Here is a 12,674-nt window from a genome sequence, read left to right on the forward strand (position 1 = left end):
AATCGAGGTGTTAGTTAGCCCGCAGACGCGCCGCACCGATGAGCGCAACCAGCGAGAGGAGCGCCGACAACACGCCGAACCCTGGCGCTTGGCTCTCCGTCTCCGTCGGCGTCTCGGTCGTCACCGGGTCGGAGGTCGTGGTCGGCTCGGCGACCGTGATCGTCGCCGATTCGCCCCCGACAGAGAGGTTGTACGTCCCCGCCTGCTGGAACGCCGGGAGGAACACGACCGTCGATTCGTTGCCGGGTTCGAGGTCGGTGACGGTCTTGGTCGACTCAATCGACCCATCGACCGTGAGATTGACCGTCGCGTTCGTCGTCACGTCCCCGTCGTTCAGGACGGTCGCCGTGGCTTCGACGCTCTCGCCGGTTTCGACGTCGGTCGTCGCGACTGAGAGGTTGGTGACGGTCGTCGACGCCGTGTCGCCGTCGCCGCCGCCGGAGTCACCGCCACCATCGCTATCGTCTCCATCGTCACCGGAGCCACCGCCGCCGCCAGACGAGGAGGTCGTTATCTCGAGTTGTGCGGACCGCTCATCGCCGATGCTGTAGTCGTTACCGTCCTCGTCGCCCAGCGCGTTGACCTCGGGCGTGACCATGGTTTCGGCCGTGCTCGTCGCGTTCCCTTCGACCGTGACGGTGGCGACGACCACGTGGCCGGTCTGGTTTGTATCGAGCCCGTAGCCGGTGAGCATCGCGGAGCTGTTGTCACTCGCGTACGTCGTGTTGACCTCCGCCGCCTCGTGGCTGAACGCGACCTGCGTGATAGCCGCAGTATCGTTCGCGACCGAGAACGAGATATTGGCCGCGCCGACGCCGCCCGAGGCGTTCGTCACGACCACGTCGAACGTCGCCGCCTCGCCGTTCGTAACCGTCTGACCCGTCGGTTCGAGTGCGACGTCCGTCGACCCGGCCGCGGCGCTCACTCCTGGCGCGACAGCGAGCGCGAAAACCAGAAGCAGAAGGTAGCCGTGGCGCGCGTTCAGTTTCATGTCGCATCCCCCAAACGGTTGGGCGCTGTCCAGACGACTCGCGTTGAACCGGGCGTGTTCGAAGAACTCATAGTTGGTTTCGGGTTGTCCGTCGAACTATCACGGATCACGCACGGCGTGGATTGCGCGAAGCCGTCGGTAACGGCGGTCGGCAGCAGCCCCTCACGCGTCGTACTGCCGTGAATCGCCGTGCGAGCACGTGATTACTCGACGTTCACGATATGACAAGAAGAATCAACCATGCTAATTGTTACGGTCAGTCGGAGGGTTGCCACTTCCGCCGCTTGGCAGTCGCCGAGGGGGTGAATGAGCCCGCGTCACGCGTGGGCGTCGAGGCCGGCACCGACTTTGTCGACGACGTCGAACAGCGCTTCCGGGAGCGGCTCGTCGTCGGGGAGTCCGACCGTTTTCACGAGGTCCGAATCGACCGTTTCGAGCGCGGGCGAACGAGACGTCTCCCAGCCGGTGACGACGAGCGGTTGGGAATCGTCCACGTTCCGAGTGACGCGCGCGGCGACTCCCCCTCGATAGGACGGCGGCGCGTGGAGACAGACGACGACCGTCGGATCTTTCGATGAGACGAGTCGGCGAAGGGGCGCGGTCTCGGTCACGTATCGGATTTCGACGTCGCCCCGCGGATGCCAAGCTCGCTCTGGCGGTGGTCCGTAGACGAGAACCCGTGGTGGCGGTGCCATAAGCTATCACACCACACTTCGCAGAGCAGACATATAAACATTAGATACGCTGACAGATTCGGGGTGGGAGGCGAGCGGTCTATCGTCGGAACGGAAGGTGGCGTCGGGGACAACACACGCGGTCGCCGTGGTGGACAGCCGCCCGCCAACGGTCCCGCGAGAGACGCCCGGTCAGTCCCGCTTTTCCTTTCGCTCCCTCGTAATCATCGACTCGCGGATGTCCTGTAACCGCTCCGTGCCGCGGAGTTCGGACATGTTCACGCCGAGCGCGCCCGAATCCTCGTCGGTCGCGACGCCGCTCGTGAGGATGCTCCGGACGCCCTCCTCGACGGTCATGTCGATGTCGTACACGTCGTCGGCGGGGATGTAGGTGAGCAGGCCGCCGGTGACCGGGTTGGGCGCGAGCGGGAGGAACATCGAGACCATCTCCGTGTGGCCGGTCGACTGTTCGATGGTCGCGGGGGAGCCGCCCGTCTGGAAGCCGAGCACGTACACGTCGTCGTCGAAACACTGGACGAGTTTCACGTCCTGGAACTCGTCGGCCCCCTCGTCGAGCACTACGTCGCCCATGCGGCGGAAGCTCTTGTACACCGTGCCGATACCCGGAATCGAGGAGATGACGAGGTCGAACACGCCGATGATTTTCTCGCCGTACTGGTTGCGGCCGACGGTCCCCACGACCGCGACGATGGCGAAGAGGACGAGCAGGGCGACCAGTTCGGTGAAGAAGTCGACGACGAACGAGTAGATACCGAGGTCGATGAGGAGCGTGATGAACTCGACGCTCTCGAAGCGGCTGATGATGCCCGCCCAGCGGAGCAGGTCGATGAACGGTTCGAGGGCGTTTCTGACGAAGTCGATGCCGACTCGGAGGACGTAGAGCGTGATGACGATGGGGATCATGATCGCCACGCCCGTCAGCAGCGTGTTGTACGCCCGTTCGTACAGGGATTGGCCGGTCTCTTTGGCGCTCACGGCGAGCGTTCCCGGCGAGCGCGGAGGGTCTGCGGAGGACACGGCGGGAGATTCATGTGGGCCGTGAAAATAGTGTCGGCAGTCGAACCGTCTGGATTTTCGAGACGCGCTGCGGCGGAGTCGCTCGCGAGGCGGGAGGCGACGGGCGAGTCGCGTAGAACGACGAAAACGGGGACCGAAGCGGGCCGGATGGATTCGCGGGAGCCGTGAGCGACGACGGAAGCCGAGACGGTGGCCCGTGCCGTCCCGAAGGCGGGGTCAGGAGACGACTTCGAACCGACCGACCGAGAGGTCGACCGCGAGCTGCTCGCGCGGGTAGACGAACTCCTCGTCGTCGTACATCGTCCGGACGGTCTCGTCTTCGATTTCCACCACCGTCTGTTCCGTACACAGCGTCGAATGCCGGATGGTCGACCCCTCCGTGATCACGTGCGGGGCGACCTCGAGTGTTTGTGCCATCGTTTCACTAACGCACGGTTTGAGATATAATTCTTTCGACGTTTCGGAGATACGCTATTGAAATGTAGCTATATAGTGGTATTGTCGGGTTGATTGTTCACTTTCTATTCCACTCTCCTTCGAACTGGTCGGAGCGGTACCGACGAGACAGGAGCCGAGGCAGTCCGAGTCGAGGCCCGACGGAGCGTTTGACTCGCGTCCGAGTCGTCGGCGTCGCCACTCGTCGAGCCTCGCGTCGGTCAGCACGTCCCGGTCGTCGAGCCTCCCGCTCGGCGCGTCAGTCGCGCTCGAACGGGTCGTGCTCGGGGAGTTCGTCGTCGAGGACGGCCGCCACGGCGTCGACGAACGCGTCGTGCGCCGACAGCGTCTCGCGGAGCGCCTCGTAGTAGGCGACGGTGTCGCCCGCGAGGAAGTGCGAGTCGACGCGCCAGAGCGTCCGCCCGGTGCCGAACTCGCCCGCTGGGAGGTCGTCGCGGTCCTCGCGCACCTCGTCCAACGCCGCGACGAGTCGCTCGCGGAGCGCCGCGTACGGCGAGTCGCCCGAGAAGTCGGCGTCGCCGTGGATACCGTCTTCGAGGTGGAGTTCGAGTCGGAACTGTCCGCGCTGGAGGGCGCGCGGCGTCGGGTAGTGTTCGAAGTGGAGGTCGTAGCCGTGGTCGCGACCGCGCTCCCACGCCGTGGGCGTGACGCGGCCCCACGGCTTCCCCGAGTCGAGGGCGTGCCACGTGTGGGGGCCTTCCGGCGGCGACGCGCGGAGGTAGTCGGCCCACTCGTACTGGAGGACCTCACGAGCGAGCTTCGCTACGGCGTCGCGGGTCGCGTCGACCTGTAGCTCGTAGTCGAGATAGAAGCTCGTTTCGTCCGCGGTGTCCGGGCCGTTCATACCTCCCTGCTAGACGTCCACAGGGATAAAGATTCGACACGGGCCCTGAGAGCCCGCGTTCGCTCAGTCCTCGCGTCGCGCCCGGCGTCCGAACCCGAACAGGAACGCCGCGATGGCGGCGACCGCGGGAGCGACGCCGAAACCGGGCACGCCGGTCGCCGTGGTCCGGCGCTCGGTCGTGGTCTCGGTCGCGGTTGCAGACTGCGTGGTCGCCTTCGGAGTCGTCTCAGCGCCGTCAGTCGCCGTCGGACTCGCGGTCGACGCGGGTGGCGTGGGTGACTGCGACGCCGACTCGGTCGTCGCGGGCTGGTCGGTCGCGTCGTCCGACTCGTCGTCCGCGTCGGAGTCGCCGTCCGACCCGGAGTCCGGACCATCGCCGTCGTCACCACCGTCGTTCGGGTCGTCGTCACCACCGCTCCCGCCACCACCACTCCCGCCACCGCCGGACGACTCCGAGACCGAGAGGTCGAGTCCCGACGTATCGGTGACGGTGTAGGAGTTCCCGTCCTCGTCGCCGAGGGCGGACACGGACACGTCGAGCGCGCCGTCGCCGGTGGCGTCGGCGGTCTCGACGGTGACGGTCGCGACGGCCACCGAACCAGCGTCGTCGGTGTCGAGGCCAATGACGCCAATCGACGCGGCCGTGCGACGCTCGTCGTACGATACGTCCCGCAGCCGCGGGTCGGTGCCGTCGGGCGTTGCGACCTCGGTGATGCGACCGACCGACGCGTCGTCGAGTTCGACCGTCAGGTTGTACGCGCCGACGCCGGCGTCGGCGCTGTCGACGACGATATCGAACGTCCGCGTCGAGTCGGGTTCGACGGTCGCCGCGTCTGCGTCGAAGCCGACGGTCGTGTCGGTCGCGGCGACCACGGGCGGCGCAACGGCGCTCAGACAGACGAGCGCCGCGAGCACCGCGAGCGCGGCTCGGTCGGGCAGCTTCGTCTTACGCATCCGTGGAGGCGAACAGCCGCTGTACGTCGCCCACGTCGACGCGACCGTCGTCGTTGAGGTCGAACGCGGGGATGCTCGACTGGACCGGCTCGGCGTCGCGGTTCACGAACAGCGCCTGCGCGTCTACGATGTCCACGCTGCCGTCGCCGTTTACGTCCTCGAAGGTGCCGTCGCCGTCGTGGTCGGCCATCGCGCGGCCGTTGCCGGTGAGGTCGCCGGGTTCGACGGTGACGGGCCGGTTGTCGATGTGCGACACCGCGTAGGCCGTGCCGCCGGGGTCGTAGGTCGCGGCGGGCGTCAGTTCGAGCGCCGTCGAATCGCCGAGCGCGACGCCTTCGACCGTCACGGTCGCGAGGACCTGCGAGCCGTTCGCGTCAGTCTCGGCGTCGATACCGGCGGCCTCGATGCGGACCTCACTGCCGTCGCCGCTGACGTTGACGGCCGAGGTTCCGGGTTCGTCGGGGAACTGGACGCCCGTGATGCGGGCGACGCTCGAATCGCCGACCGCGAGGGTCAGTTCGTACGCGCCGACGCCATCGGCGGCGTCGCTCGCGGTGATGTCGAACGTTCGGGTGTCGCCGAGGGGGACCGACCGGCCGTCCGAGCCGACCGAGAGTGCGACGCCGTCGGCCGGTTCAGGCGTCGGGTCGGGCGTCGTCGCCTCGCCGTCGAGGTCGGCGTTCAGGACCGCCGAATCGAAGTTCTCGTACTGGCTCGAATACGCGCTGTCGGTGTAGTCGACGTAGAGGTCGACGCCCGCCCCCGCCGCAGTCACCGACGACCCGAAGGCGTCGAGGTCGCTCGTCGGCACGGTGACCGTGACGGTGCCGCTCGCGCCGTCGTAGGCGACGTTCGTCGTCTCGACGTAGCCGCCGCTTCGGTCGGCGAAGGCGGCGGTTCCGCTCACGCCGGTCACGCGCGAGGGCGCGTCGATGGTGACCGTCGTCCGGCCGTCGTCGCTCGTCACGTCGACCGCGTCAGCGTCGACCGCCGCGTCGACTCGGCGCATCCGGTCGTCGGACTCGGTGTCGACTTCGGCGGCCGCGATGGTCGAGCGGTTCTGCAGGTAGCCGATGACCCCGTCGGCCATCGTCGTCTCGTTGTAGACCGACACGCGCGGTTTGTCGCCGAGCGGGTAGCCGCTGCCGCCGTCGGCGATGTAGGAGTTGGTCGCGAGCGTGTAGGTCGCCGAGTCGTTGACGGGTTCGCCGTCCACCGTCAGGTCGCGAATCGTCGCGTCGCCCTCGCCGGGCGACGAGCTATCGGTGTGGGGCACCCACTCGAAGGTGACGCCGCTGACCTGCTGTTGGGTCTGGGTGCCGTACTGGTTGTCCATCTCCAGCGGCGTGATCTGGCTCTTGACGACCTCGCGGAGTTCCGCGCCGGTCACCTCGACCACGACGATGTGGTTGCCGAACGAGAGCGTCGACGTGACCATCCCGCGGGTGATGTCGAACTCCTCGCCCGCGCCGTACTCGCTCGGGTAGAGCGTGTCGCGGATGCCGCCGGCGTTCGTCACGGCCACGTCCGCACCGGTGTAGCCGCGGACGCCGTCGGTGACGAGGTGACCCGTCGCCGAGTCGTCGGTGTAACTGGAGCCGACGCCCGTGTGCTCGGGCATGACCGCCGTCGCGAGCTTCGTGTTGAGATAGTCCTCGCGGAGCGGGTTGATGTACGTCTGCCACGAGTCGTTTCGCGGGACGTCGGTCGTCACGTCGACGAGTTCGCCGGAGGCGTCGGTGACGCTCCCGTTATCGACGGTCAGTTCCATCGTCATGACGGCGTTTGCCTTCCCGGTGGTCTCGCCGATGAGGACGCCGTTCGTCGTCTGCGGCGGGTAGCGCTGTTGGTCGTCGCCGGAGACGAGCGCGTCGATGCCGTCGACGTTCCGCGCGAGGGCCTTCGAGTCCGGGATGCCGACCGGGGCCAGCGCGACGACTACGTCAACGTCCTCTTCGGTGCGGAGCGTGTCGACAGTCCGCTGGGCGGCGGTCGTCGGGTCGACGACGGTGTAGCCGTTGCGCTCGATGACGCCGTCGGTCTTGGCGTTGATGGCCTCGTCGGTCAGGCCGAAGAAGCCGACTTTCACGCCGCCGCGCTCGACGACGGTGTAGTTCTGCGTCCCGGGGAGGTTCTCACCGGTCTCCTCGTCGACGACGTTGGCGAGGAGCCACGGGTAGGTCGACTCGTTGGCGATGGCCTCGAAGACGGCGAAGTCGTTCGTCCCCGCGTCCTCGTCGTAGTCGAGTTCGTGGTTCTGGACGACCTCGGCGTCGGGGTCGATGAGGTTCATCGCCGTCACCGGCGGCTCGTAGCCGTGTTCCAGGCCGTCGTAGTTGCGGAGGGCGTGGGGGCTGAGTTCGTCGCCGCCGCCGGCCACGAAGACGGGACCGGAAGCGTTCGCGCGCTCGCGGTTGATGAGCGTAATCATCCGGCCGAGTTTGTCGTCGCCGGAGCCGGCGGCCGCCTTGCCGATGTCGTTGAAGCCGACGAGCGTGAGCGTCGTCGCGTTCGCGCCCGCGGTGTCGTTGCCGGCGTCGCCGCCGTCACCGCCGTCGTCGCCCGCGGGAGCGGTCAGGTTCGTCACCGACGCGGGCTGAATCTTGTACTCCTCGAAGCTGTAGAACACCGGCCCTTCGACGGCGTCGGCGGTACTGCCGACCTCGCCGGGCGTGGTGTCGTCGCCGGTCGTCGCGTCGTCGATGGCGACCGGCCCGGAGCCGTCGGTGACCGCCCACTCACCGTACTGGCCGGGGGTTTCCGTGACCTCGACGTCGCGCACGCTGACGAGAACGCCCTCGTAGGCCTCTCGGGAGACGTTCGCCGTCGCGAGCGCGGTCGCCTCGGGAACCGACCCGGTGTCGGTCGTCGACAGCGAGGCGCTGTCGTTCGCGAGGTCGAGCTGGGTCATCCCGTAGTACTCGGAGACGGGCGCGTCGACGCGCACCTCGTCGCCGGGGGTCGCGTTCGACGACCCGCCCGCGTAGACGTAGACGCCGCTGTGGCGAACGTCTGCCGCGGAGGCGTTCTGCAGGAAGAAGCCGTCGGCGTTCGTCGCCGTCACCGTCCCGGTGACGCTGACGAACTGCCCCGCGTAGGCCGAGGCGTCGCCGCCGGTCGTGTTCGACTGGAGTTCGGTGATGGTCACGGCCGTCGGCGCGGACGCGTTCATCGCCGATTGAGCGGTCGAATCGAGTGCGCTCGCGTCCTCCCCAGCCGCGACGCCCGCCGCACCGGCGGGGAACGTCGCGGTCGTGAGTACTAACACCAGTAGCACCGTTACAGTACGACTGAGAACTGTCTGTGATGGTGTGTGCGGAGGCACATCAGTCCGCACCGGGGCGGGTGTCATAACCGCTGGTAAGAGTGTTATATAGGTGACAGAACTGCGATAGGGAGGTTCATACGATACGGAGCGGTTCGTACGTCAGTCGGGTGGTTGTCGGGTCGGGTCGAGTTCCGGGAGTTCACGAACAGAGGCGACCCAGAGAACGGCGGTCGTATCGCAGCACGTACCGGTGGTAGGTGAGATAGCCATATTTAAGTCCATTGGCCGATTCCGCAGCAGTTGAGAACGGTTTCCACCTCCTCGGTTCGGTGGTCGACCCACCGAAGACCGTTCTCTCTTTCCCCCACAGCATACTATCGGTACTTCCAATTAGTACCTACTTTCCGAATCTATATCACCCTCTACCAAAACAACGTGTACGAGAACGGGAACGTCATCATCTGATGCTGGTGGCGTTGCCCTCGTTCTCGTTCCATCCTCCCCCACTCGGGGGACCCCACCACCCTTCGGCTAACTGTCCACCGAGACGCGTCCGTCACTGAACCGATTCGTCAGCGCTCAGACACGGCTGTCGGGGACGTGCAACACAACATCCGTCGGGCCTCCCACGAACGCGTCGAGAATGGTGACGAGTTGGGTTATGCTCCCTCTCCGCCGAGTGCGGCGCACACGCGCATTCGAACGTCGGCGGGACTCGCCGCCGATTGGTCGCGCCGCGCCATCCGTCCGGTGACGAGGTCGAGCAGGTCGAGCGCGGTCAATAGCTCGCGGACCTCCGCGCGGTCGAGGCCGAGACGGCGTTCGACTTCGTACAGCGTCTTCGCACCCGCGACGGCGGCACACACGTCTTCGGTCGAGCAGTCGAGCGAGGACACCGACGCGGGAAGCGGCGGGAGCTCAGTCGCGGTGGACGCGTCCTCGGCCGTCGTACTCGTCTCGTCGGTCTCCGCCGCGACCGGCTCCGTGTCCGTGTCCGTGGCCGGGTCCGTCTCAGAGTCAGACTCCGACTCCGACTTCGGGTCCGGCCCTGACGTCGGATTTGGCCCTGACGTCGGGTCCGGCTTCGATTCCGACACCGACGTCGATTCGTCGTTCGCGTCGGTCTCGGCGTCGTCCGGCGTGTCACGTTCGACCGCCGCGCCGTCGATATCTTCAGTCCCCACCGGGGGAGACGGGTCAGTCCCACTCGTGCTGTCCTCGACAGAGACGCTCGGCTCCGGTTGCCGTGGCTCGTCGCCCGGCTCGGTCGACTCGGTCGAAGCCGCCGGCTCGGTCGACGCGCCGTACGACTCCGGCTCGTGAATCCCGCGTTGAATCATCTGGTTGCGGACGGTCTGGGGAGTCACGTCGACGCCGAGCGCGTCGGTCATCTCCTTGAACGTCTCGCAGGCCTCGTACGCCTCTCGAAGCCGAACGGGGTCGTGGTGTGCGGGCACCGAGTCGGCGTCTGTCGCGGCGGTCGCGCTCGTCTCCGTCTTCGTACCGGTGTCCGCGTCCGCCTCCGTGTCCGGACTCGTCTCTGTATCCGTATTCGCGTCCGTCTCCGTCTCCGCCCCGATGGGGTCGTCCGTCGATACCGGTGTGGGTTGGTCGTCCTCCGACGGCTCGTCTCTCGTCGTCGGGACCGCGAACTCCATCGTCGGTGGCGACACGACCGATGCGACGGGGGCGCTACCCGTCGAGCCGCGCGCCCCGGAACCGTCGGCTCGGGCGACCGGCGCGTCCGCCGGCTCGGGGTCGCCGTCGGTGCCGGCGTGTTCAGCCGATACCGACTCCTGTCCGGCGTCTTCGGTCGCCGGAGGGGCGAGCGCCACGTCGAGTTCGAGTCGAAGTCGGCCGTCGGCAATCGACGCCGCCGGCGACGACACGGAGAGTCGGTCCGGGTCGACCGCGCACGCTGACGCGAGGTCGTACTCGACGGTGACCGAAGCCGCTGTGCCGTCTTCGCTCGGCTCGTCCCCGCTGGCCAGTTCTATCCCGTGAATCTCTGCCGTCGCCTCCGAAAACTGTTCGAGAACCGCCGTGAGTTCTCGGACGTTTCTAACCACATCCATATGAGGATGTCAACTTCGTCACATGGCATATAATTTATTGCCGCCAACATCATCTAGTAATATATATTCTATACAGATTCTTGTTCGCGTGAGTCCGGCATCGAGAGACCGGAACGGTCGGCGGCGCACGGTCGCGGCGCTCGACTGTCTGCGTAGCTGTTTTTATGCTTCTGAGGGAAGATACCCACCGTATGGACGTGTCTCCGCTCCGCGACATCGCCCCATTCAGCACCGAGCGACGGGCGATGCGAGTCCTGTTGGTCGACGATAACGAGTCGATGGTGGAGCTGTCCGCGACCTTTCTCGAACGCGAACTCGACGACGTCGAGACGGAGACGTACACCGACCCGGTGTCGGCGCTCGACGAACTCACCGACGGCGCGTACGACTGCGTCGTGAGCGACTACGACATGCCGGGGATGGATGGGCTCGAACTCCTCACGGCGGCGCGCGAGCGGGGCATCGAGATTCCCTTCGTCCTCTTTACCGGGAAGGGAAGCGAGGAGATTGCGAGTCGCGCCATCTCCGCCGGCGTCGACGAGTACCTCCAGAAGGGCGGCCCCGAGGAGTATCCCGTGCTGGCGAACAAGGTGTCGAACCTCGTCGAGAAACACCGCGCCGAGACGCACATGCGACGCGGCTTTCTCGCCATCGAGTCGGCCGAGGAAGGCATCGGCATCATCGACGGAGACGGCGTCTATCAGTACCTGAACGAGGCGTACGCCGCGCTCTACGACCGCGACCGGGCCGAACTCATCGGCGAACACTGGGACGTTCTCTACCCGGACGACGAGGCGCGGCGCTTCCACGAGGAAATCCTCCCGCAACTCGAAGTCGAGGGGTCGTGGCGGGGTTTTTCGACCGGCGTCACCAAAGACGGCGAAGCGGTTCCCGAGCGACTCGTGTTGACGCAGATGGACGACGGCGGACACGTCTGTATCGTCCAGGAACTCACTGAGGTCGATGCGTTGCGCGCGGAGGTCGAACTGAAAAACCGGGTGCTCGACGCCCTCGACGTCGGCATCGTCGTCATCGACCCCTCGCAGGCCGACACCCCAATCATCTCTCACAACGAGGCGTTCGAGACGCTCACGGGCCACGACGCCGAGTCGGTGACGGGGCGTAACTACCGGTTCCTCTACGGACCCGAGACGGACCCCGAAACGGTCGCCGAGATTCGGTCGGCTATCGACGCCGGCGAGCCGATTTCGGCCGAGATTCGCAGCTACGACGCCGACGGCGAACCCTTCTGGAACCACCTCGATATCCAGCCGGTTCGGGACGACGACGGCGCACTCGAGTTCTTCATCGGCTTCCACCGCGAGGCCGGCCGCGACGGCGCGGACTCGACCTGACGGGGGGTCGGCAGTCGCCAACGACTTTACTGGAAATAGTGGGGTGTCGAACCCACGAGTAAGAACTACACCCGCGGGACTCGTCATCTGGAGTCATGTCCCGACGTTCCCGCCTCCAACAGTTCTTGGCCCTCGGTGCGTTCCTCTTTGCGGTGTACTGGATAGTCGATGGCTCACCGCTCATCGCGGTCGGGTGGGTCATCGTCGGGCTGCTCAACCTGTACACGCTCAGACGCGACGCTGAAGCAGTGGACGACGCAATCGACGTGTGACCGCAGAAAAGCGAGGGGTTGTGTGGCGATCTGCCGTTACTCGTTCGACGCGCGCTTGAAGAACGCCAGCGCCGCGCCGAACAGCGTCAGGTTCTGGAGGAACGAGGTGAGTTCCTCGTCGCGGGCGTCGTCGTCGACGGCCCAGAAGTCGTGCATCGTCGGCGTGACGCCGGCGAAGAACGCCGCGACGCTCGCGGCGGCGAGTTTGGGGAGTTTCCAGAGGCCGATGCCGATACTCCCGCCGAGGAGCAGGCCGCTCGCGGCGGGGACGAGTCGGTCCGCCTCGGGGACGCCCTTCGCCTCCGCGTAGGCGATGCGGCCGTCGAGGTCGGTCAGGTTGCGAATCGCGAGGACGGCGAGACCGCTCGCGAAGAGGGCGCGGGCGAGCCGCGATGGCGTGCTGCGTTCGGAGTCGTCGGGGGCTGTCATCACGTTTCGAAAATGGCGTCCTAATTATAAGCGCACTGTTTACAAACCGGCCAGAACGTTTTAGTACGAGAGGTGGCCCTGCCCCAGCACCAGAACCCCAAACCCGAGGCGTACAGCCGCCAACTAAGCCGTTCGCTCCCTCTGTCTGAGTTGAGAGGTCCGTACTGCGTTCCCTTTTCTGTCGACTACTGTCCGCGGAAAACACCGTGCCCACCGTCTCACTGACTCTCCGACTGCGCTCCGATTCGGGCCGAAACGCGCCGGACACCAAACTCGCCAATTGTGTGAACTCGTTGAACATTCATAACAATTAACCAA

11 protein-coding genes are annotated in these 12,674 nt (G+C 66.3%); 2 read left to right on the top strand and 9 right to left on the bottom strand.

Features of this window, described 5'->3' with window-relative positions; translation table 11 throughout:
- Nucleotides 1-10 precede the first annotated feature (10 nt).
- The 8 genes from C5C07_RS12815 to C5C07_RS12850 form a co-directional block, all read right to left on the bottom strand.
- Nucleotides 11-991: a CARDB domain-containing protein gene (locus C5C07_RS12815; protein WP_115805203.1), complete on the bottom strand. Its 981-nt coding sequence runs from the start codon at nt 989-991 to the stop codon at nt 11-13.
- A 317-nt stretch (nt 992-1,308) separates the two neighbouring features.
- Complete coding sequence (locus C5C07_RS21875) at nt 1,309-1,485, bottom strand: hypothetical protein (protein ID WP_231608273.1); 177 nt, start codon at nt 1,483-1,485, stop codon at nt 1,309-1,311.
- Nucleotides 1,486-1,857: 372 nt separating this feature from the next.
- Nucleotides 1,858-2,661, bottom strand: a complete 804-nt coding sequence (locus C5C07_RS12825; protein WP_004975733.1) for a DUF502 domain-containing protein — start codon at nt 2,659-2,661, stop codon at nt 1,858-1,860.
- Nucleotides 2,662-2,919: 258 nt separating this feature from the next.
- A complete protein-coding gene (locus C5C07_RS12830) occupies nt 2,920-3,120 on the bottom strand; it encodes a hypothetical protein (RefSeq protein ID WP_004975735.1) in 201 nt (66 codons plus the stop codon).
- 277 nt (nt 3,121-3,397) lie between these two features.
- On the bottom strand, nt 3,398-4,003 hold the full coding sequence (locus tag C5C07_RS12835; RefSeq protein WP_115805204.1) for an acetyltransferase: 606 nt from the start codon (nt 4,001-4,003) through the stop codon (nt 3,398-3,400).
- A 63-nt stretch (nt 4,004-4,066) separates the two neighbouring features.
- Complete coding sequence (locus tag C5C07_RS12840; RefSeq protein ID WP_115805205.1) at nt 4,067-4,957, bottom strand: hypothetical protein; 891 nt, start codon at nt 4,955-4,957, stop codon at nt 4,067-4,069.
- Nucleotides 4,950-8,225: a 5'-nucleotidase C-terminal domain-containing protein gene (locus C5C07_RS12845; RefSeq protein ID WP_199522735.1), complete on the bottom strand. Its 3,276-nt coding sequence runs from the start codon at nt 8,223-8,225 to the stop codon at nt 4,950-4,952. Before C5C07_RS12845 ends, C5C07_RS12840 begins: the two co-directional genes overlap by 8 nt.
- Before the next feature lie 659 nt (nt 8,226-8,884).
- Complete coding sequence (locus C5C07_RS12850; protein WP_115805206.1) at nt 8,885-10,300, bottom strand: hypothetical protein; 1,416 nt, start codon at nt 10,298-10,300, stop codon at nt 8,885-8,887.
- 191 nt (nt 10,301-10,491) lie between these two features.
- Between C5C07_RS12850 and C5C07_RS12855 the strand changes: the two genes are divergently transcribed.
- Nucleotides 10,492-11,655 carry a PAS domain-containing protein gene (locus C5C07_RS12855; protein ID WP_115805207.1) on the top strand — a complete coding sequence of 388 codons (1,164 nt, stop codon included), beginning with the start codon at nt 10,492-10,494 and terminating at the stop codon, nt 11,653-11,655.
- Between the two features lie 95 nt (nt 11,656-11,750).
- Nucleotides 11,751-11,927 (top strand): hypothetical protein, encoded by a 177-nt coding sequence (locus tag C5C07_RS21710; RefSeq protein ID WP_193492551.1) that lies wholly within the window; start codon nt 11,751-11,753, stop codon nt 11,925-11,927.
- Between the two features lie 36 nt (nt 11,928-11,963).
- On the opposite strand, the gene C5C07_RS12860 is transcribed toward C5C07_RS21710, so the two are convergent.
- Nucleotides 11,964-12,356 (bottom strand): DoxX family membrane protein, encoded by a 393-nt coding sequence (locus C5C07_RS12860; RefSeq protein ID WP_004975755.1) that lies wholly within the window; start codon nt 12,354-12,356, stop codon nt 11,964-11,966.
- Between the last annotated feature and the right edge of the window lie 318 nt (nt 12,357-12,674).

The sequence above is a fragment of the Haloferax sp. Atlit-4N genome (assembly GCF_003383025.1).
Classification (GTDB): domain Archaea; phylum Halobacteriota; class Halobacteria; order Halobacteriales; family Haloferacaceae; genus Haloferax; species Haloferax gibbonsii.